This window comes from Porticoccus hydrocarbonoclasticus MCTG13d, assembly GCF_000744735.1.
Taxonomy (GTDB): Bacteria; Pseudomonadota; Gammaproteobacteria; order Pseudomonadales; family Porticoccaceae; genus Porticoccus; species Porticoccus hydrocarbonoclasticus.
On sequence record NZ_JQMM01000001.1, the window covers coordinates 2,440,997 to 2,461,709 of the forward strand.

At 54.4% G+C, this 20,713-nt stretch carries 18 protein-coding genes; 13 read left to right on the top strand and 5 right to left on the bottom strand.

Going from position 1 to position 20,713, the window contains the following annotated elements; genetic code table 11:
• Positions 1–108 precede the first annotated feature (108 nt).
• The 7 genes from purM to U740_RS11640 all read left to right on the top strand — a co-directional run bounded on the left by purM (position 109) and on the right by U740_RS11640 (position 7,749).
• Positions 109–1,161, top strand: a complete 1,053-nt coding sequence (gene purM / locus U740_RS11615) for a phosphoribosylformylglycinamidine cyclo-ligase (RefSeq protein WP_036860900.1) — start codon at positions 109–111, stop codon at positions 1,159–1,161.
• An 11-nt stretch (positions 1,162–1,172) separates the two neighbouring features.
• On the top strand, positions 1,173–1,829 hold the full coding sequence (gene purN, locus U740_RS11620; RefSeq protein WP_036860902.1) for a phosphoribosylglycinamide formyltransferase: 657 nt from the start codon (positions 1,173–1,175) through the stop codon (positions 1,827–1,829).
• 82 nt (positions 1,830–1,911) lie between these two features.
• Positions 1,912–2,658 carry a DUF3108 domain-containing protein gene (locus U740_RS11625; protein ID WP_036860903.1) on the top strand — a complete coding sequence of 249 codons (747 nt, stop codon included), beginning with the start codon at positions 1,912–1,914 and terminating at the stop codon, positions 2,656–2,658.
• A gap of 44 nt (positions 2,659–2,702) precedes the next feature.
• Entirely contained in the window at positions 2,703–2,927 is a 225-nt protein-coding gene (locus U740_RS12085) for a CDGSH iron-sulfur domain-containing protein (RefSeq protein WP_081890934.1), read from the top strand.
• A 3-nt stretch (positions 2,928–2,930) separates the two neighbouring features.
• Positions 2,931–3,779 (top strand): DUF3014 domain-containing protein, encoded by an 849-nt coding sequence (locus U740_RS11630; protein WP_036860905.1) that lies wholly within the window; start codon positions 2,931–2,933, stop codon positions 3,777–3,779.
• A 69-nt stretch (positions 3,780–3,848) separates the two neighbouring features.
• Positions 3,849–5,984 carry a bifunctional diguanylate cyclase/phosphodiesterase gene (locus U740_RS11635; protein WP_036860907.1) on the top strand — a complete coding sequence of 712 codons (2,136 nt, stop codon included), beginning with the start codon at positions 3,849–3,851 and terminating at the stop codon, positions 5,982–5,984.
• Between the two features lie 337 nt (positions 5,985–6,321).
• Positions 6,322–7,749: a GGDEF domain-containing protein gene (locus tag U740_RS11640; RefSeq protein ID WP_036860908.1), complete on the top strand. Its 1,428-nt coding sequence runs from the start codon at positions 6,322–6,324 to the stop codon at positions 7,747–7,749.
• An 11-nt stretch (positions 7,750–7,760) separates the two neighbouring features.
• On the opposite strand, the gene U740_RS11645 is transcribed toward U740_RS11640, so the two are convergent.
• Positions 7,761–8,795, bottom strand: a complete 1,035-nt coding sequence (locus U740_RS11645) for a CNNM domain-containing protein (RefSeq protein ID WP_036860909.1) — start codon at positions 8,793–8,795, stop codon at positions 7,761–7,763.
• Positions 8,796–8,998: 203 nt separating this feature from the next.
• Here U740_RS11645 and U740_RS11650 point away from each other — a divergent pair, with 203 nt between their 5' ends.
• A complete protein-coding gene (locus U740_RS11650; protein WP_081890935.1) occupies positions 8,999–11,044 on the top strand; it encodes an LTA synthase family protein in 2,046 nt (681 codons plus the stop codon).
• A gap of 39 nt (positions 11,045–11,083) precedes the next feature.
• On the opposite strand, the gene pmrG is transcribed toward U740_RS11650, so the two are convergent.
• Positions 11,084–11,719 carry a lipopolysaccharide core heptose(II)-phosphate phosphatase PmrG gene (gene pmrG / locus U740_RS11655; protein ID WP_051921549.1) on the bottom strand — a complete coding sequence of 212 codons (636 nt, stop codon included), beginning with the start codon at positions 11,717–11,719 and terminating at the stop codon, positions 11,084–11,086.
• A 260-nt stretch (positions 11,720–11,979) separates the two neighbouring features.
• Entirely contained in the window at positions 11,980–12,543 is a 564-nt protein-coding gene (locus U740_RS11660) for a manganese efflux pump MntP (protein ID WP_235189871.1), read from the bottom strand.
• A 133-nt stretch (positions 12,544–12,676) separates the two neighbouring features.
• Here U740_RS11660 and U740_RS11665 point away from each other — a divergent pair, with 133 nt between their 5' ends.
• Positions 12,677–13,048: a SirB2 family protein gene (locus tag U740_RS11665; protein ID WP_036860910.1), complete on the top strand. Its 372-nt coding sequence runs from the start codon at positions 12,677–12,679 to the stop codon at positions 13,046–13,048.
• A gap of 42 nt (positions 13,049–13,090) precedes the next feature.
• Here U740_RS11665 and dcd read toward each other — a convergent pair whose 3' ends face one another.
• Positions 13,091–13,663 carry a dCTP deaminase gene (gene dcd, locus U740_RS11670; RefSeq protein ID WP_036860911.1) on the bottom strand — a complete coding sequence of 191 codons (573 nt, stop codon included), beginning with the start codon at positions 13,661–13,663 and terminating at the stop codon, positions 13,091–13,093.
• Positions 13,664–13,823: 160 nt separating this feature from the next.
• Positions 13,824–14,651, bottom strand: a complete 828-nt coding sequence (gene apbC, locus U740_RS11675; RefSeq protein ID WP_051921551.1) for an iron-sulfur cluster carrier protein ApbC — start codon at positions 14,649–14,651, stop codon at positions 13,824–13,826.
• Between the two features lie 129 nt (positions 14,652–14,780).
• On the opposite strand from apbC, the gene metG reads away from it, so the two are divergent.
• The 4 genes from metG (at position 14,781) to rsxC (ending at position 20,703) form a co-directional block, all read left to right on the top strand.
• On the top strand, positions 14,781–16,802 hold the full coding sequence (gene metG, locus U740_RS11680) for a methionine--tRNA ligase (protein ID WP_036860912.1): 2,022 nt from the start codon (positions 14,781–14,783) through the stop codon (positions 16,800–16,802).
• A 176-nt stretch (positions 16,803–16,978) separates the two neighbouring features.
• Entirely contained in the window at positions 16,979–17,554 is a 576-nt protein-coding gene (rsxA, locus tag U740_RS11685) for an electron transport complex subunit RsxA (protein ID WP_036860913.1), read from the top strand.
• 9 nt (positions 17,555–17,563) lie between these two features.
• Positions 17,564–18,196 carry an electron transport complex subunit RsxB gene (rsxB, locus tag U740_RS11690; protein WP_036860914.1) on the top strand — a complete coding sequence of 211 codons (633 nt, stop codon included), beginning with the start codon at positions 17,564–17,566 and terminating at the stop codon, positions 18,194–18,196.
• On the top strand, positions 18,193–20,703 hold the full coding sequence (gene rsxC / locus U740_RS11695) for an electron transport complex subunit RsxC (protein WP_036860915.1): 2,511 nt from the start codon (positions 18,193–18,195) through the stop codon (positions 20,701–20,703). The genes rsxB and rsxC overlap by 4 nt, the downstream gene beginning before the upstream one ends.
• Positions 20,704–20,713 lie beyond the last annotated feature (10 nt).

Sequence of the window (20,713 nt, forward strand, 5' to 3'; positions counted from 1 at the left end):
CGTGATTGTAACAGCAGCCTGCAAATAGACACATTATCTAACTGTCAGACGTCGTCTTTTCATATAAAATATCCCACCTTTTCACCCACTAGCCAGCAAGGCCCGCCAATGAGTCACCCCAAGCAGCCCTCTCTAAGCTACAAAGATGCCGGTGTTGATATCGACGCAGGCAACACCCTGGTTGAACGGATCAAACAGGTTGCCAAACGCACCCGCCGACCGGAAGTACTGGCCGGTCTGGGAGGGTTCGGCGCATTGTTCAGCCTGCCCAGCGGTTACAAGGAACCGGTGCTGGTATCGGGCACGGACGGTGTTGGTACCAAACTGAAACTGGCAATGGACCTCGGCATCCATGACACCATCGGCATTGACCTGGTGGCGATGTGTGTCAACGACCTGGTGGTCTGCGGTGCCGAGCCACTGTTCTTTCTCGATTATTACGCCACCGGTAAATTACATGTCGATACAGCGGCGGCTGTCGTCACGGGTATTGGTCAGGGCTGTGAACTCGCAGGCTGCTCACTGGTGGGCGGTGAGACGGCGGAAATGCCCGGCATGTATGAGGGTGAGGATTACGACCTGGCGGGCTTTTGTGTCGGGATTGTCGAAAAGTCCGGCATTATTGATGGCAGTGCCGTGCATGTGGGCGATGCCCTGATCGGACTGGCCTCCTCCGGTCCGCACGCCAACGGTTATTCATTGATCCGCAAAATCATTGAGGTCTCCGGCGCAGACCCGCGCACAGAGATGGTCGATGGCAAGCCGTTGGGGGAGCTGTTGCTCACCCCCACGCGAATTTATGTCAAGACCCTGCTTGGGCTGGTGGAACACGCGCACGTGCCGGTCCACGCAATATCCCATATTACCGGTGGCGGCCTGCTGGAAAATATTCCACGGGTTCTGCCGGACAGCGCCAAGGCCGTCATCGACACCCAAAGCTGGCAGATGCCCGCTATTTTTGACTGGCTGCAGCGCAACGGCAACGTCAGCGCCACCGAAATGTACCGGACTTTTAACTGCGGCGTAGGCATGGTGATCTGCGTTCCACAGGATGCCGTGCAAACGGCACTGGACACTCTGCACATCGCTGGCGAGGAAGCATTTGTCATGGGCAAAATCGCCCACGCTGAACCCGGCGAACAACGCGTTCAACTAGGATAGGCTGATTGAATATGAACACGAGTTACAAACCAAGGCTGGCAATATTGATTTCCGGCAAGGGGAGCAACCTGCAATCCTTTATCGATGCGATACAGATGAACGTGATCGATGCCGAAATCGTTTGTGTGATCAGCAACAATCCCGATGCCCCCGGGCTGGAAAAAGCTGAGGCCGCCGGCATACCCTGCCAGGCGCTGGACCACAGGCAATTCCCCGATCGGGACAGTTTCGATGTGGCACTGGCTGAACTGCTGGAAGGCTATAAACCCAATCTGATACTGCTGTGCGGTTTCATGCGTATTCTGACCCCGGCATTTGTCGAACGCTTTGCGGGCATGATGATGAACATCCACCCATCTCTGCTGCCAAAGTACCCGGGCCTGCACACTCAGCAACGCGCTATTGAGGCTGGCGATACAAAAACCGGCGCCACGGTGCATTTCGTGACATCTGAGCTCGATGGCGGCCCGCCGATAATTCAGGCAGAAGTCCCCATTCTTGAAGGTGACACTGCCGAAACACTGGGCAGCCGTGTCTTTGAGAAGGAAAACCTGATTTACCCGATGGCCGTACGCTGGTATTGCCAAGGCAGACTGTCGCTGAGTAACGGCAGGGCCTGCTTGTTTGGCCGGCCTCTACCACCCACGGGGTTCGCCTTCCAGGGATAAATAACTGAAATATTCACAACTAAATGACACCCAAAGAGTCTGACAAACTGCCAATATCAACAATTGAGGGAACTCACAGTTAATGCGCCACACTCGCCGCTACGCCCGATCCCCCATTCCTGTGACAGGCCTGATTCTGTTTTCACTGTTTTCAGGCCTGTGTCTCGCTGAGACAAAAGAGCCAGCCCTGACCCCCTATCATCTCGTCTACGATGCCACCATCAAGGGTATGGATATCCAGGCGGAGCGGTATCTGGAGAGGGAAGGGGACAGTTATAAACTGGTGAGCAAAGCTGACACCCTACTGGCCAGCATTACCGAAAAGGGCACCTTCAAAATTGACTCAACAGGTCATATCCTCGGGCAACAGTACACTTACGAACGCAATATTTTCGGCATCAAGAAAAATGAGTCACTGACCTACGACCGGGCAGCAGGTGTTGCCAATTATCAGAAAAAAAAGAAACAACGACAGGTAAAGCTCGACAGTGACTACCTGGACAAACTGACCTATCAGATCCAGCTACAACGGGACCTGATCAGGGGTAAGACTCCCCTGCAGTACCAGGTGATTGACCGCGGCAAAATAAAGCAGTACAACTTCGAAATCATGGGTGAGGAAATCGTTGATACCGCATTGGGTCCGATAAACACCGTCAAGGTTCACCGTGTCCGCAAAGACAGTGATAGGGAAACCTACCTGTGGTTTGCGCCGCAAATGAATTATCTCCTGGTGCAGATCTGGCAGAATGAAGATGGTGACGATCACCGGATCACCCTGAAGGAAGGCACGGTGGACAATAAACCGATCACCACAGGCAGCCAATAACACTGGGAGGATGTGTCCACGTGACAACACCAGAACCAGGCGGTATGACACCAATCATCCAGGCGGTCACTGAAGGACAGACCTATTGGTGGTGTGCCTGTGGGAAAAGCACGAACCAACCATTCTGCGATGGCTCGCATACGGGCACGGCCTTTGAGCCAAAACTATGGCGGGCAACCAGGACTGGCAAGGTCGCCTTCTGCACCTGTAAACGTACTGCCACACCACCGCTTTGTGATGGCAGCCATACACATTTGGCCAAGGAGTAACGAATGAGGGTCAACCCCGACGAACGTCCGGAAAGAGAACCTGGCAGAAACAAACTTGCCCTGTGGATTGGCCTGGTCATCGTGTTGGCGGGTCTGGCGCTGCTAAGTTACTTTTTTCTCACGCCGGCAGATGAAACACCTGTCACCATTACAGCACCTGAAGCCAGCACACCGGCATTGCCAGCCCCGACACCGGCTACGACAAACCCGGTCGCTGATATTGAGGAAACCGTTCCAGAGCAACCACCACAACCAACAGCGCCGGAACTGCCGTCACTGGACGACAGCGATGAATTCGCCCGCAGACAATTTACAGAGCTGACCCCCGATGACCAACTGGGTCAGTGGTTTCCTCCTAACCATGTCCTTCGCCGCACGGTCAGCCTGCTGGATGGCCTCTCCCGCGGTGATGTATTGCGCAAAATGCTCAGGGCCCCCACACCGAAAGGTAGTTTCGCTGTCGTCCAAGATGGACAAAAACGTTCGATCAGCCCGACCAACTATCAACGCTACGACTATCTGGTCGACACCCTGGACACCATGCACAACGAAAAGCTGATCAAGCTTTTTCATCTGCTTCGGCCACTGCTTGAACAGGCCTATGGTGAGCTCGGCTATCCATCTGACAGTGTAGACAAAGCGGTTATCAGTGCACTGGATCAGGTTCTGGCCACCCCGCTACCTCTACAGCCCGTTTATCTGGTACAGGATTCCGTTCAGTACAAATACGCAGACCCAAAACTGGAGGCGCTGCCCGCCTTGCAAAAACAGCTGATCCGCATGGGTCCCGAACATACCCGGCGGATTCAGGACAAAGCCAGAGCACTCCGGGAAAGCCTGCTGGCAGACTAGTCCCTACCTTCAGGCCATGGATCGCAAACCCTCTGCCTCATCGGCACGATAGTTGCTTGCTCATGCTCCATGGCAGACCTCAATCTCTATACTGTTTACTCCTCCACCGAGCTGCAGCGTGAACCTTTGTTGGAAATGCTGCTGTCCGAGCTCGACGGCATGGTTTACTGTTGTCGGCAGGACAGGCACTGGACAATGGACTTTGTCAGCGAAGGCTGCCTGAAACTCACCGGCTACCCGGCAAAAGACCTGTTACTCAACAGCCGGATATCATACGAGGAAATCACCCACATCGATGATCGAAAACGGGTGCGGGAAACGATCGACGATGCACTAAAAAAAGGCATTTCCATCAATGTCGAATACCGAATCTACCATGCGGATGGCAGCGTACGCTGGGTCTGGGAACGTGGTCAGGGCGTCTCCATGGATGGTTATCCCGGCGCACTGCATGGCTTTATTCAGGATATAACGCAGCGCCACGCCAATGAAGAGGCCATGGTTGAGGCCGAACATCGCTATCGAAGTATCTTTGAAAATGCGATTGAGGGTATTTTTCAGACAACCACCGATGGCTACTACCTGAATGTCAACCCCGCCCTGGCAGCGATTTATGGTTACAAGACAACTGACGAACTGCAGCAGGCGCTCAAGAATATCAGCCAGCAGCTGTACGTCGACCCCGGCAGGCGGGCGACATTTGTACAACTCATGCAAAGTAATGGCGGGGTCAAAAACTTTGAATCGCAGGTGTTCAGGAAAGACGGCTCTGTAATCTGGATTTCGGAAAATGCACGGACGGTATACGGACCGAACGGCCGTCTGCTGTATTTCGAGGGTTCCGTCGAGGATATCACCGAGCGGAAATACTATGAACAGCGCATTTCTCACCAGGCCACCCATGACAGCCTGACCGACTTGCCCAACCGGCTTTTATTACTCGACCGGCTACAGCAACTGACAAAAAGTGGCCGACGTAGCGATGGCGAACTGGCCGTGGTATTGCTCGACCTGGACCTGTTCAAGAACGTCAATGACAGTCTCGGTCATGCAGCGGGGGACTGCCTGATTGAAGCGATTGCCGACCGCCTGCGAAAATCGATTCGCGATGGCGATACAGTAGCGCGCATCGGCGGCGACGAGTTTGTACTGCTGCTGGCCTACCCCCCTGACAACCCAGACCAAGCAGCGAGTACGGACGCCCTGTCACATCTTGTCAAACGCATACTGGACATCGTGCAGGCGCCCTGTTGTGTTGCCAATCGGAATATCGAAGTGACCTGCAGTATTGGCGTCAGCGTCTACCCCCATGACAGCACCGATGCCAATGAATTACTCAAGCAGGCCGATATGGCCATGTACCAGGCCAAGGAGGCCGGTCGCAACAACTATAAATTTTTCACCGAAGAGCTGAACAGGATTATCACGGCCAATCTCAAGATGGAACAGCAGCTGCGAACCGCGCTGTCCACCGGCGGATTTGTCCTGTATTACCAGCCGAAGATGTCTATCTCGTCTGGAGAGATTGTCGGCGCCGAGGCACTGATACGTTGGCCAGCGGGGGACGGCCAGCTGATTTCACCTGCGCACTTTATTCCCCTGGCCGAAAAAACCGGCATTATAGAACCGCTCGGCAAATGGGTCATTGAGCAGGCCTGTGCGCAGTTGCAGCAGTGGGCAGACAAAGGCTTTGACGAAGTTCCCGTATCGGTCAATCTCTCGCCGCGACAGTTCAACCAACCCGATCTGATAGAGACCATCGACACCGCCCTGCAGGCACATACATTTTCTCCTTCCCTGCTGGAACTCGAGATCACGGAGAGCTGCCTGGCACAGGATGAAACCACCTTTCTCTCGACCCTGAATCAACTCAAGGCGCTGGGGCTGCAAATAGCCATTGATGATTTTGGCAGTGGCTACTCAAACCTGCGGTATCTCAGGGACATGCCCGTAGATCAACTTAAAATTGACCAGGTCTTCGCCAGAAGTATCGAAACAGACAAACGCGGTCGGGATATCTACCGCGCTATTGTTTCCATGGCCCATATTCTTAATCTGGAGGTCGTGGCAGAGGGCATTGAAACCCGTGCTGAGTTTGAGTTTCTTCAGACAATAGGCTGCGATGTTATCCAGGGCTACTATTTCAGTCGACCGCTGCCCGCCGATGATTTTCTCGACTTGCTCAAAGCCACACGGCCACAATAATTCCCCACGACAATACCTGTCATACCCTCCCTCGACCACACTTTCCGCCCGGTAACAGTGATCATCAGATTAAACAGGTGGGCCCCTTTGTAATGACCTGACCATTCCCCTGCGACCAGAGATTTGCGCTACATCCAGGCCTGCTTTCAAAATTGACGCTTGAAATCCGCTTGCGAAAGCTATAGAAGTGATTCAGGGAAAGCCTTCAGCAAAAAGCATCTTGCCGAAAATAATAATTAACCCAGGCACCACTATTCTCCACGAGACCATTCCCTACAAATCAGCCACATCAGCAAGCGGCTGTCTAGTAGAGAGAACCAAGCGACTGGATCGCCACATGAAAAGCCTTTACACGCAAATTGTGATCGTCTGTGTCAGCCTTGTCGCAGTTACTGCCATCTCTATTCAGACAGCGTCCTGGTGGCTCGCCAGCGAACACAACAAATCGTTGCTCCAGGAGCAGATCGCGGGAGCAAACAAGTCGCTGCTACATTATCTGCAGGTCAGACAAAGTTCATTGGTCAGCTCTTCCATCGTGCTCGCCGCTGATTTTGGTTTTAAGCAGGCGGTTGCCACCCGACACGAACCCACCATCAATACCATGTTAATGAATCATGGCAGGCGTATTGACGTAGAACTGATGCTGCTTACCGACAAGAGCGGACAAGCTCTGGCCAGCAATGGCATTCAACTCAAGCCGCGGGATTACCGGCGGCTCCATGATAAGCTGGCAGGAAACCCGTTAACACCAACCTTCATGGCACTCGATAACCATGTCTATCGTTTATTCGCGATACCGGTTGAAGCCCCCGTGACCATCGCCTACCTCTTTGTCGGTTTTGAGGTCAACAAAGTGCTGTTGAACCAACTGAAAGACTCGATCGGACTGAATTTAAGTTTTGTCTCAGCAAAGGGAGATTATCTTGTCAGCACCCTGGATCAGCACGTCTTCGAACTGGACGCCAGCCTCCTGACCATTGACGATGCCGACTGGGGATTTGGTTTTGGTCGCCGCTGGGAAACCCGTGAAATCATGCTCGACAAAACAGAAGCCCCCTCCGTCCGCTTACTTGCCCACGCCGACCTGTCGGCCTACAACGATGACTTCAAACGACTGACCTACATTATCATTGGTCTGTCATCGGTGATCCTGCTGCTGGCATTCATCAGCGGCAGCCGGTTGGCAAGGCGAATCTCCAATCCGCACTCGGCACTGCATAGGGAACTGCTGTTTCGCGCCCACCACGATGCCCTGACAGGAATGCTCAATCGCGGGGCAGCACTGGATAAAATTGCTCAGGAAGTGAAGCGGGCACAGCGAGAAAAATCAATATACTGTCTCTTCGTTTGCGATGTGGACCACTTCAAACAGATAAACGATCAATACGGTCATCTTGCCGGCGATGCAGTGCTGGAAGAGATAGCCACACGGCTCGCAAAAGCCCTGCGGGACTACGACGTTATCGGGCGATACGGTGGCGAAGAATTTGTGGTCGGCGTTAAAGTATCAGAACCGAAGAGCAGGGATATTGGCCAGCGCCTGAGAAAAGCGGTCAACGGCTCACCCATAGTGGGTAAAAATTTCTCCGTGGATATTACGATCAGTATCGGCGGCCAGCTGATTTATCCGGACGATGAGTTCGACACCCTCAACGAAGTGATCGAATACGCCGATCAGGCTCTGTACCGGGCGAAGAAAAATGGTCGCGATCAGGTAGAGCTGTCATCGTCGGCCATGCCGACAAAGCGGCGGATCAATCGCTGAGACCGGTGCAACTACTCTCCAGCCTGACCACCTGAAAAGTACCTTTGCCGGTATTGCCAACGACGCCTGGCCAGACGTCTCATGCTGGGGACATCATCCGTCTCATCCATGATGGGCTGGCCAATCACGGCTTCAATCACATCCTCAAGTGTCACCAGACCCAACCAGACCCCGTATTCATTATAGACAAGCCGCATATGTTGCCGATCATGGATCAATTGTGACATCAGCGCTTCCACACTCAATTTTTCCGAGACCACCTCGACCGGTTTCATCAGGTCAGAGACGGTTTTCTGCCATTGGATGTTCAACAGCTCGTGACGGAAGATCATGCCCATCGGTACCTCATTGCCGTCCAGCACCGGGTAGCGTGAAAACTGGCCCACTTTTACACGCTCAATGAAACTGCTGAGCAACTCATCCGGCCTGGCAACTTCACAGACAGTGCGCGGCGTCATGATGTCTTTCACCCTCACATCATGCAGATCAAGAATATTGCCTATCACCCGCTGCTCATCGTCATCCAGCTTGTCCTGTTCTCTTCCCAGCACGGTGAGCGCTTTGATCTCCTGACGGATATCTGGCTCATGACCGCCGCCACCAAACAACTTCATGATCTGGTCGGACAACCAGATAAATGGGCGCAACAGGGCGATCAGGCTGTTCAGTGTAATCGGCATAAAGGGCGCGATAACCGGCCAGTAGCGGGCACCAATGGTTTTCGGAATGATTTCTGACAACACCAGAATAAGCAATGTCATCACCGCCGAGGCGATTCCCAGATAGCCACTGCCAAAGACTATCGCCACCTGCGCACCGACACCTGTTGCACCCACCGTATGGGCCACCGTATTCAAAGTCAGGATGGCGGCCAGCGGCTGATCAATCTGTTCTTTCAGATAGCCGAGCCGATCATGGAGCCTCGGGTTCACCAGCTTTTGTTGCGCAATGTAGCTGGGCGTGATTGACAGGAGTGCAGCTTCGAGAACCGAGCAGATGAAAGAGACGGCAATGGATAACAGGGCAAAGGCGATGAGCAACGTCATGGCAGCAGATTAGAGCATCCAGCAAGGTTTTAAAATCCCCCCTCTCGCCAAGCACTCTCTCCCGCTCGAAGAAGGATCCAGACTCTGGATCAGGGAGCCACCGTGCCCGGTCTTAAGGCTCCGTTAAGGTACAGACAGCTAGACTGCAGCCTGAAACAAGCCCCCTACGGAAAAGGTGTCTCAGAACCCAAGTGCCCAAATCCATGAAAAGCCCTCTTCACACACGTTTTTTCAATCTGTTTGGCCCCTACGGGGTACTGCTCTTCCTGTTACTCACAGGGCTGACGGTTTTATCCCTGTCACGGCTGGGTCTGATCGCCTGGCAGTGGGATCGGGTGACGTCCGCAACCGACCTGTGGCTGATTATCAGTCAGGGTATCCGGGCAGACCTGATCATTATGGGCATGCTGCTGGCACCACTTGCATTGCTGGGGCCAATACTGGCCACGCGACTGGCATGGCCGGTCTGGCGGGTGCTGGTGCTGGTATGGGGTGTCATCGCCATCACCTTGCTGGTGTTTATGGAAGCCGCCACACCAGCTTTCATCCTTCAGTACGACCTGCGGCCCAACCGGTTGTTTGTCGAATACCTGAAATACCCCCGTGAAGTATTCGCCACCCTCTGGGGTGACTTTCGACTGCCGTTGCTAATGGGGGTGATGATCACACTATTGGCAGGCTGGGCAATCACGCGCCTGATGAAAAACTGGCTGAGAACCTACAACAAAATCTGGCCTCTCTGGAAACTCTGGCTGATCTGGCCGATCGTCGCTGTACTGCTGGTGGTTATGGTTCGGTCTTCGGTGGGCCATCGCCCCGCCAATCCGGCCATCTTTGCCCTGACGCCAGATCCGCTGGTAAACAGTCTGATCATCAATTCCACCTGGTCTGTGTACTTTGCGCTCTATAACCTGAAACACGAAGACCATTCGGCCGAGGTGTACGGCACCCTCAGCAATGATGAAATCATGGAGCAACTGGACAAACTTTACCCTTGGCTGCAACCCGATGGCGACAAGCCCTTCCCGACGCTCAATTACCGCCAGGCCACACACCCGCGCGAAAAGCCACTCAATCTGGTGATCATCCTCGAAGAGAGCATGGGTGCTACCTTTGTTGGCTCTCTGGGTGGTGAAATACCGGTCACACCGGAACTGGAAAGACTCAAGGAGTTTGGCTGGTGGTTTGAGCAACTCTACTCCACTGGCACTCGATCTGTCCGGGGCATCGAAGCGACAGTGAGCGGTTTTTTGCCCACGCGGGCCCGTAGCGTGGTCAAGCTGTCATTGTCACAACAGAACTTCTTCACCATTGCCGAGCTGCTTGGTACGCAGGGTTACACCACGGAATTCATCTATGGCGGTGAATCACACTTCGACAATATGGCCAGCTTTTTCATCGGCAATGGCTTTCAATCGGTCATTGATCAACGGGATTACGAAAACCCCACTTTTGTCGGCAGTTGGGGCGTATCCGATGAAGACCTCTTTGAGAAAACCCACCAGCGCCTCAGCGAGGCGCAGCAACGCGATGAGGCTTATTTCGGTCTGGTCTTCACCTCCAGCAATCACTCGCCCTACGAGTTTCCCGATGGTCGTATCGAACTGCACAACCCGGAAAAACAAACCTATCCCAATGCCGTGAAGTATGCGGACTTTGCGCTCGGTGAATTTATTGACCGGGCCAGACAGAGTGACTACTGGAAAAACACCCTGTTCCTGGTGATTGCCGACCATGATTTGAAGGTGTTTGGTGACAGCCTGGTGCCCATCGAACGTTTTCAGATTCCCGGTCTGATACTGGGTGCAGATATTGAACCCAAACGCATCACCAGTGTCGCCAGCCAGATTGATATGCCCACCACCCTGCTTTCCCTGCTGGGCATCAACGCAGAAACACCCATGATCGGTCGCGATATGACGCTTGAGAGTGAACAGCAGTCCCCGGGCAGGGCATTGATGCAATTTGCAGATTATTTTGCCTTACTGCAAGGACAGGAAGTCACCATCCTGAGACCCGGTCAGTCCGCCCTGAGCGGCGTTTATGACCCGGAGGCCCGGCAACTGCAACTCACCGGCGAAGCCACCGCAAGTGACACCCGCGAAGCACTGGCCCATGCCCTGATGCCCTCGTGGCTGTACCGCCAACAACGCTATGATATGCCGCCACAACAACCACAGGTGGCGAAGAAAGAAAATCTGGACAGGAAAAAAAATCAGGAAAAACGACTGCACACAAACCCTGGGTAATTAAAGGCAGAACTGACTTCGGTAATCAGGAATTGGAGGTCAAAAACCCAGGATATGATCCCAGTCGTCCATTTCGAGAAAACCGTGAACTTCCAGCTTGTTATTTGAACCAGGGCTGAAAAACAGGGAGGTGCCGTATTCAGGGGTTTCACTGGAGTACCCCAGGGATTCTTCAAAACTGTCAATACAGCTACTGTGAGTCACCAGAATCAGGTTTTTGCCGGGCGCCTTGTTTGCCAGCGCATCCTTAAAGATGGTCTTTTTACACTTGAACAACCAGTCCCGATCAAAACCGCGATCACCGAAGACAATACTTTCTGTTTGGGCTGTGCGGTCGAGTGGGCTGTTAAAAATGTCACTGTTCAACAGGCCAAGTTGGTGAAAGTCTGCACCCAGTGCTTGGCCATCATCAACGGATCGTGCGGTGATCCCTTCTGTGCCAGTCAGACAGGGAGAATCCGCTTTATCGCAACGCTCCAGATGCCTTATTAGCACAATCACTTCACCGTCTTGCCATTGCGTTTTCAGGGTCGGTATTTGGTGGCGGTTCTCTTCCGACAGATCAGCAATCGCAGGGGATTCAAAGACAATAACAGCCAGGGCGATCACAAACAGGACAACGGCAATCACAAGCCATTTGCGCTTATTGCTGATAATCGGAGTACCTAAATTCATATGACAATCCGCTGAACATTGGTGGGTTTCTACAGGACAGAGCCCGACCATAGCAGGTTTTTTGTGCCAGTTGTATGACAAGAGCGTGTCGGCCTCAAGCCCAGCAGGCGACTTTCAGACGCCAACCAGCTAAATAGCAATAGGCCACCGGATTTTTGGAAAGGCTGGAGAAACTGAAAAAATGCCATACCTGGCATGGCAAAAAAACGTCGCCACCCCGAGAAACCGGCATTGGATCATCAGTTTGACGAGTCCAGCTTTCAGGCCAAAAGCACCTTAAAGCCGATTAAAATCAATACGATGCCACCAAAAAATTCCGCTTTACTCTCCAACCAGGTGCCACTTTTGATACCGACCAATATACCGAGAATACTGAACATAAAAGTGGTGATACCGATGATAAGGCAGGCCAGAATTGGCCCCACATCCAGCAGAGTCAGGGCAAATCCAGCAGCCATGGCATCAATACTGGTGGCAATCGCGAGAATCAGCATCACCCGATGGGTGATATGGGCAATGTCCTCTTCGATACCCTCAGCAAACGATTCGTAAATCATCTTGCCACCGATCAACAGCAACAGGGAAAATGCCACCCAAGGTGCAAAGGCCTCAATCCAGCCCAGCACACCTCTACCACCCAGGTAACCGATCATCGGCATCAGCGCCTGAAAAATACCGAAATAGGTGCCTGCCATCAACGCCAGGGCAATGACTTTGCCCTTGTGCTTTGAACCCAGACCAATGGAGACTGCAAACGCGTCCATACTTAACGCAACGGCCAGAAACAAAACTTCAATCACTGCAAACGATTCCCTGAAATTCATCCAGACTTGCCACCACTGGCAAACCGCAAGAAAGACAGCGCGGTGGCACCACCCCGCCGCCGCCGGGTTGGGATAACCCGACCAGACAGGCTAAGATTCACCAACCAAAATTTACTGCTGCCAGAATAATATTATGTACCTGATCCTGAAAAACACCCACATCACACTCGCCTTGCTCAGCCTTACGCTGTTTATTGTGCGGGCTGTCTGGTCGGTCAATGCATCGCCAAAACTTCAACAAACGTGGGCCAAAATCGTCCCCCACATTATCGACACCCTACTGCTGGCCTCTGCCATATACCTGATGATCGGCAGTCACCAGTACCCGTTTGCCGACAACTGGTTGACCGCCAAGCTGGTCGCTTTGGTCGCCTATATTGGAACGGGAACTTATGCTATCAAACGGGGCCGAACGGCAGGCATCCGGTTACTATTCAGCCTGATATCAGTGGCGATTTTCTGTTACATCCTTGCGGTGGCAATGACGCATTCACCCTCTTTATAAACGCTCAAATGCCAGCGCCGAGGCTTTGCAGCACCCTGTCCATCAAGCTTTCGGCAGGGTAACCCCGCGTTGCCCCTGGTATTTCCCCCCCCGGTCTGCATAAGAGATTTCACAGACCTCATCGGATTCAAAAAACAGCATCTGTGCGACACCTTCATTGGCATAGATCTTTGCCGGCAGGCTGGTGGTGTTGGAAAACTCCAGCGTCACGTGACCCTCCCACTCCGGTTCAAGCGGGGTGACATTGACGATAATGCCGCAGCGGGCATAAGTGGATTTACCGAGACAGATGGTCAGTACATTGCGCGGTATACGGAAATATTCGATCGTGCTGGCCAGAGCGAAAGAGTTGGGCGGGATAATGCAGTAATCCCCCTTCACATCCACAAAAGCATCGGAGTCGAAATTCTTCGGATCGACTGTTTTGGAATGGATATTGGTGAAAATCTTGAAATTATCGGCACAACGCACATCGTACCCATAGCTCGACACCCCGTAGGAAATCACTTTCTGGCCGTTGGGATCAGGCTGTCGCACCTGGGCCCCATGAAACGGCTCAATCATGCCGTGTTCTCTGGACATACGGGTAATCCACTTGTCGGATTTGATACTCATACTGTGATGCTCTCAAGTAAAATGTCAGGGGCCTTGAGTGGGCTTGCAAACAACCACGTCAATATCCGCTGCTGCATGCCCGGGGGGAGTGCCCGAAAGTGGGCCATGATACCGGTTTGAATCAACGGGTCAAAGTCCTAAAAAAGCGATTTTGAACCGGTTATTCAATCGTGATTTGTGGGCCACCGGACCTGTCAATCCCTGCCAGAATCACTGCGATACGCGCGGCAATCTCACCGTAACGTTGAGCTACCGAGCCTTCCGGCTCCGCAATCACCGAGGGTCTACCGCCATCTACCTGCTCGCGAATCAGGCGATCCAGCGGCAGGGAACCCAATACCTCAGTGTGGTATTGCGCTGCGACCCGCTGACCACCGCCTTCACCGAAGATTGGCTCCTCATGGCCGCACTGGCTGCAACGATGTATTGCCATGTTTTCCACGATACCCAATACCGGAATTTTTACCTTGCCGAACATTTCAATCGCCTTGCGGGCATCCAGTAATGCAATATCCTGCGGTGTGGTGACAATCACCGCACCCGCCATACTGGCCTTCTGGGCAAGGGTCAACTGGATATCGCCGGTCCCCGGCGGCATATCCACCACCAGATAGTCCAGTGCACCCCAGCGGGTTTGATTGAGCATCTGCATCAGGGCACCGGTCGCCATCGGTCCGCGCCAGACCATGGGTGTCTGCTCGGTGACCAGGTAACCCATGGACATAGACACAATGCCGTGGGCCGGCACCGGCAAAAAGTATTTTTCCTCCTCTACCTGGGGCCGGGTACCGTCGGGCAAACCGAGCATCATCGGCACACTGGGTCCATAAATATCCGCATCCAGAATACCGACTTTGGCGCCGTTGGCAGCCAATGCCAGCGCCAGATTCACCGCGGTGGTCGATTTGCCGACACCACCTTTGCCGGACGCCACACCGATAATATGTTTGATCTCTGCCAAACCGTCCTGAACGGTTACATCAGCCATACGAAATCCCCCTTGACAACGGATGAAAAAACGGGGCAAAACCGTTATAGTTGCGCCCCTTTACCAGTATTCGATGACAACCGCTTTTGACCGCGTCGATTCCCAACGCCAACTACAGCAGCTCCCAACATGACTGAACGCCGAAAAATTCTTGTTACCAGTGCCCTGCCCTATGCCAATGGTTCAATCCATCTGGGGCATCTGGTGGAATACATTCAGACAGATATCTGGGTTCGTTTCCAGAAAATGCGCGGCCATGAATGTTACTACGTCTGCGCCGATGATGCGCACGGCACTGCTATCATGCTCAAGGCGGAACAACTCGGCATCAGCCCCGAAGAACTGATTGACCAGGTCAGGAAGGAGCACCAGCAGGATTTTGCAGCATTCCTGATTGACTTTGATAACTACCACTCCACCCACTCTGTGGAGAACCGCGAGCTGTCATCACTGATCTATTCCCGCCTGCGGGACAATGGCCATATTGCCACACGGGAAATCACCCAGGCCTACGATCCGGAAAAACATCTGTTTCTGGCGGATCGGTATATCAAGGGCACCTGCCCCAAATGCAAAACTGACGACCAGTACGGCGATAACTGCGAAGCCTGCGGAGCCACCTATGCGCCAACGGACCTGATCAATCCGGTGTCGGTCATCTCTGGTGCGACGCCCATAGAGAAAGCTTCCACGCACTTTTTTTTCAAGCTGCCGGAATTCAGCGACTTTCTCAAGACCTGGACCCGCGCCGGTCACGTGCAGGAAGAGGTTGCCAACAAGCTCGGTGAATGGTTGGAAGGTGGCCTGCACGAGTGGGACATCAGTCGCGATGCGCCGTATTTCGGCTTTGAAATCCCTGATGCGCCGGGCAAATACTTCTATGTCTGGCTGGATGCACCGATCGGTTACATGGCCAGTTTCAGGAATCTCTGTGAACGCGAAGGCATCGACTTCGATAGCTTCTGGGGCGAACAGGCCGAAAGCGAGCTGTATCACTTTATCGGCAAGGACATTGTCAATTTTCACGCCCTGTTCTGGCCGGCCATGCTCAGCAGCGCCGGTTTCCGCACCCCCACAGCTGTTTGCGTACACGGCTTTCTGACAGTGAATGGCAAGAAAATGTCGAAATCCCGCGGCACCTTTATCAATGCCCGCAGCTATCTGGACAATCTCAACCCGGAATACCTGCGCTATTATTTTGCTGCCAAGCTCTCCTCCGGCGTGGATGATCTGGATCTGAACCTGGACGACTTTATCCAGCGGGTCAACAGCGATCTGGTGGGCAAGGTTGTCAATATCGCCAGTCGTTGCGCCAAATTTATCAGCAAGGGTAACAACGGCGTGTTGGCGGCCAGTATTGCGGATAAAACCCTGTGGCACCGGGTGTCGGCAGCTGCCGACAGCATAGCCGACTACTATGAGCAACGGGAATTTGGCAGAGCGATCCGGGAAATCATGTCACTCGCCGATGCAGCCAACGAATATATTGCCGCGAAAGCACCCTGGCAGCTGGCGAAAGAAGAAGGCCGCGAACAGGAGGTTCAAGACATCTGTTCTCTCGGTATCAACCTGTTCCGCGCCCTGATGATTTACCTGAAGCCGGTGCTGCCTGCGATGGCCGCAGATGCGGAGGCATTCCTTAACAGCCCGCTGGGCTGGCCCGCCAAAATCGAACCGCTGCTGAACCACCGCATCAATAATTTCAAACCGTTGATGCAACGGGTAGACCCGGACAAGGTGACCGCCATGCTGGAGGCCAGCAAAGAAGTACTGGCGGAAGCGACTGCAGCACCGCTCTCCGGTCCACTGATGGAAGAGCCGTTGGCGGCGGAAATCGGTTTTGAGGATTTTATCAAGGTCGATCTTCGTGTAGCGCGCATCGTGGCGGCAAATGCCGTGGAGGGCGCCGACAAGCTGTTGCAACTGACCCTGGATATCGGCGGCGAAACCCGCACGGTATTTTCCGGAATCAAGGCGGCCTATCAGCCAGAAGACCTGGAGGGCAGGTTGACCGTGCTGGTAGCCAACCTGGAACCGCGCAAAATGCGCTTTGGTCTGTCGGAAGGCATGGTGCTGGCGGCCGGAGACAAACAGGGGATTTATTTGTTGTCTCCCGACAGCGGCGCACAACCCGGACAGCGGATCGTCTGATACCCTGAGGCCTGCTCGAATTAACAGCCGACAGCGACGCCGCCATATCACTAAACGCTATGCCTTATGGCCAAATAAACTAAACAGCTCACGTTTTATGCTTATTAGTCAGTAATACAGGCCGTTATAATGGCTGGCGTATACATTATTTCCCATCGCATGCGAGACAGGACGAAATGCAGGAATTTGCCGTCATTCTGATCAGCGCCATCCTGGTGAACAACTTTGTTCTGGTCCAGTTTCTGGGCCTGTGCCCTTTCATGGGGGTCTCCAACAAGCTGGAGACCGCCATTGGTATGGCCGGGGCCACCACTTTCGTGCTGACACTCGCCGCTATGTCCAGCTACCTGGTGAATACCTGGATTCTACAGCCGCTGGGCCTGACCTACCTGAAAACGATTTCCTTCATTCTCGTCATCGCAGTGGTAGTGCAATTCACCAAAATGTTTATCGAAAAAACCAGCCCTCTGCTGTACAGGGTTCTGGGGGTATTTCTTCCGCTGATCACCACCAATTGTGCGGTGCTCGGGGTGGCACTCCAGAATACCGCCAAGGCCCACAACCTGTTCCAGTCCACACTGTATGGTTTTGGTGCCGCCATCGGCTTTTCGTTGGTACTGATCCTATTTTCCGCCATGCGGGAAAGACTGGCGGTGGCCGATGTACCGACCCCGTTTCGCGGAGCCGCCATCGGCATGATTACCGCCGGCTTGATGTCGCTGGCCTTCATGGGCTTTAGCGGGTTGGTATAGGGGTTCTGCGTGATTGAATTGATTTTGCAAAATCCACTGATCGCCGCACTGGTTGCACTGGTGGGGCTGGCACTGGTATTTGGTGCCGTGCTGGGCTTTGCCGCCATTAAATTCCGCATAGAAGGCGACCCCATCGTCCAACAGATTGACGAACTGTTACCCCAGACCCAGTGCGGCCAATGTGGCTATCCCGGCTGCAGACCCTATGCCCAGGCTATCGCCAATGGCGATGCGATCAACAAATGTCCTCCGGGCGGCCAAAGCACCATCAATGCACTGGCCACCCTGTTGGGAGTTGAAGCCCCCTCGCTCGATGCCGAGCACGGCGAGGAAAATGATGTCAAAACCGTGGCGTATATCCGCGAGGACGAATGCATTGGCTGCACCAAGTGTATCCAGGCCTGCCCGGTGGATGCCATTCTCGGCGCAGCCAAGATGATGCACACCGTCATCGCCAGTGAGTGCACCGGTTGCGACCTGTGTGTGGAACCCTGCCCGGTGGACTGCATTGATATGATCCCGGTGCCCCAGGGTCTGTCTGACTGGACCTGGGATATGCCACCGCCCGCAGAGGAACAGATTAAAGCCCAGAGACACCCTGCCGAGATCATTGCCACGGACAGGGGAGGCAAAGCGGCATGAGAAAGGTCTGGGATCTGATCGGCGGCGTCCACCCTCCGGAAAACAAGCACCAGTCGGTACAGTTACCGATTGGCGTCCTCCCCTTGCCGGAAAAACTGGTCATCCCGCTCAACCAGCATATCGGCGCCCCCGCCAAACTGCTGGTGGCCACCGGAGACCGTGTTCTCAAGGGACAGGAGCTCGCCGAACCCAGCGGACTGGTCAGTGTCGGTGTTCACGCCCCCACATCGGGCACCATCAGCGATATCAGTGAGTACCCGATCCCCCACCCCTCGGGCATGGCGGCCCGCTGCATCACGTTGATCCCCGACGGTCAGGAACAGTGGATTGACCATGCCGGCATCGATACGACGTACGCCTTTCAGGACTACAGCCCGGCCAAATTACTGGAAATGATCCGCCACGCTGGCATTGCCGGCCTCGGTGGTGCCGGTTTTCCATCGGCAGTCAAACTGTCTCCGCGCAAAACCATTACCACCCTGATTATCAACGGATCGGAGTGCGAGCCCTATATCACTGCCGACGACATGCTGATGCGCGAGCGGGCGGAAGCCATTGTGGAGGGCATCCAGATCCTCAGCTATATCCTGGGCGGACCGGAAGAAGTACTGATCGGCATTGAGGACAACAAGCCCGAGGCGCGCGCGGCACTGGAGCCCTTTGTCCGGGACACCCACATTCAGCTGGTCAGTTTCCCCACTCGCTACCCCTCCGGCGGCGAGAAACAGCTCATTCAGATTCTCACCGGCCACGAAGTTCCCAGCGGTGGACTACCCGCTGACATAGGCATTGTCTGCCAGAATGTGGGCACGGCTTTCGCGGTACAAAAGGCAATTCATTTCGGCGAGCCACTGATTTCCCGAATTACGACGGTAACCGGACGGGCCTGCTCAACCAACCGGAATTATGAGGTGTTGATCGGAACACCTATCACGCACCTGCTGGCCCATAACGGTTTTGATGAAAACAACTGTTCCAGACTGATCATGGGTGGTCCGATGATGGGTTTCACGCTCACCGACCTGGACATACCTGTCATCAAAACCACAAATTGCATCCTCGCCGCGTCGCGGGAAGAAGCCCCGACCCCACCACCGGCCCAGCCCTGTATTCGCTGTGGCATGTGTGCGGAAGCCTGCCCCGCCAGCCTGCTTCCTCAGCAGCTATTCTGGTATGCCCAGTCCCACAACCACGAGCGGCTGGAAGCCCACAATCTGTTCGACTGCATTGAATGTGGTGCCTGCTCCTATGTCTGCCCGAGCAATATCCCTCTGGTGCAGTATTACCGTGCCTCAAAAGGTGAAATTCGCAAACAGGCACAGGATAAAATCAAATCCGATCGGGCCAGAGCGCGATTCGAGTTCCAGAAAGCCCGCAAGGAGCAGGAAGAAATGGCCAAAGCTGCCAAGCGGGAAGCCCGCAAACAGGCAGCTGAACAGGCCAAGGCGATGTCTGCCGGGCGCGGCGACGAACCCCAGGAAAGCGGGGACATTGTCAAGACCGCAATGGCACGTGCAGCCGAGTATCAGGCCTCTCCCGCAGAGCAGCAGGCCAGACTGGAGCGCGGCATTGCCCGCGCAGAAAGTCACTTGCATTCAGTTGAGAAACGGCTGGAGACCATCCGCAAGGAAGGCACGGAGCAGCAACAGGAACAGGCCCTGGCGGCCGTCGAAGATGCCCGGCGGCGACTCGAGGACGCCCGCAGCAAACGGGCCCAGCTGGACAATACCGCAGGGACATCGGATACCGATAAAGTGATGGAACGGCTACAGGCCAGCCCCAGGGATACTCTGGAAAAGAAAATTGCCAGCTGCAAGGAACGGATTGCGGTCACCCGGCAGAAGATTGCCGAAAGCGATGATCAGACACTGAAGGCTGCCCTGACAAGCGGTCTTGAGAAGCAACAGGCCAAACTGGCCGACGCACAGCAGGCGCTGGCGGCACTCCCGGACAATGCGCCCGGGACGCCCGTCACTCAGCAAACTACCGATGCGGCGGCTAACGCGATTGCACGGGCTCAGGCCCGCGCAGCGGCCACCCGCGATCTCCCGGCAGAGGAACAGCTCCGTCAGGCTGTGGTTGCTCTGGAGGGCCGCATTGAAAAAGCCAAAGCAAAACTGGATGAGGCACGGGCCGGCGAGTCGGAGCACGTCAATGCCCTGCAGGCTGGCCTGGAGAAATTACAGAACAAGCTACTGGACGCACAACAGCAACTGAACACCATCACTGCCCAGCCATCGACTGCCGATGACGACACAGCTGATGCGGCCTCATCGGCCATTGCCCGTGCACAGGCACGGGTGGCAGAACTGGCCAGCATGTCAGAGGAAGACAAACTGCGCGAAACCGTGGCCTCCCTGAAAAGCCGGCTGGAGAAAGCCCGTATCAAACTGAGAGAGGCGGAAGCAGAGCGCTCCGAACATGTGGACAGCCTGCGTACCGCTTCTGAAAAGCTGCAGGTCAGACTGACCGAAGCCGAGCAACAGCTCGCTGAATATCACCCTTGACCGGATCCCG

Bases quoted from the DNA above. Each gene is read 5' to 3' on its own strand.
- U740_RS11630 (WP_036860905.1), top strand. From the start codon at position 2,931: ATGAGGGTCAACCCCGACGAACGTCCGGAAAGAGAACCTGGCAGAAAC.
- U740_RS11665 (WP_036860910.1), top strand. From the start codon at position 12,677: ATGTACCTGATCCTGAAAAACACCCACATCACACTCGCCTTGCTCAGC.
- pmrG (WP_051921549.1), bottom strand. From the start codon at position 11,719: ATGAATTTAGGTACTCCGATTATCAGCAATAAGCGCAAATGGCTTGTG.
- purN (WP_036860902.1), top strand. From the start codon at position 1,173: ATGAACACGAGTTACAAACCAAGGCTGGCAATATTGATTTCCGGCAAG.
- U740_RS11660 (WP_235189871.1), bottom strand. From the start codon at position 12,543: ATGAATTTCAGGGAATCGTTTGCAGTGATTGAAGTTTTGTTTCTGGCC.
- rsxC (WP_036860915.1), top strand. From the start codon at position 18,193: ATGAGAAAGGTCTGGGATCTGATCGGCGGCGTCCACCCTCCGGAAAAC.
- U740_RS11650 (WP_081890935.1), top strand. From the start codon at position 8,999: ATGAAAAGCCCTCTTCACACACGTTTTTTCAATCTGTTTGGCCCCTAC.
- U740_RS12085 (WP_081890934.1), top strand. From the start codon at position 2,703: ATGACACCAATCATCCAGGCGGTCACTGAAGGACAGACCTATTGGTGG.
- U740_RS11645 (WP_036860909.1), bottom strand. From the start codon at position 8,795: ATGACGTTGCTCATCGCCTTTGCCCTGTTATCCATTGCCGTCTCTTTC.
- U740_RS11640 (WP_036860908.1), top strand. From the start codon at position 6,322: ATGAAAAGCCTTTACACGCAAATTGTGATCGTCTGTGTCAGCCTTGTC.
- apbC (WP_051921551.1), bottom strand. From the start codon at position 14,651: ATGGCTGATGTAACCGTTCAGGACGGTTTGGCAGAGATCAAACATATT.
- U740_RS11625 (WP_036860903.1), top strand. From the start codon at position 1,912: ATGCGCCACACTCGCCGCTACGCCCGATCCCCCATTCCTGTGACAGGC.
- rsxA (WP_036860913.1), top strand. From the start codon at position 16,979: ATGCAGGAATTTGCCGTCATTCTGATCAGCGCCATCCTGGTGAACAAC.
- U740_RS11635 (WP_036860907.1), top strand. From the start codon at position 3,849: ATGGCAGACCTCAATCTCTATACTGTTTACTCCTCCACCGAGCTGCAG.
- metG (WP_036860912.1), top strand. From the start codon at position 14,781: ATGACTGAACGCCGAAAAATTCTTGTTACCAGTGCCCTGCCCTATGCC.
- purM (WP_036860900.1), top strand. From the start codon at position 109: ATGAGTCACCCCAAGCAGCCCTCTCTAAGCTACAAAGATGCCGGTGTT.
- dcd (WP_036860911.1), bottom strand. From the start codon at position 13,663: ATGAGTATCAAATCCGACAAGTGGATTACCCGTATGTCCAGAGAACAC.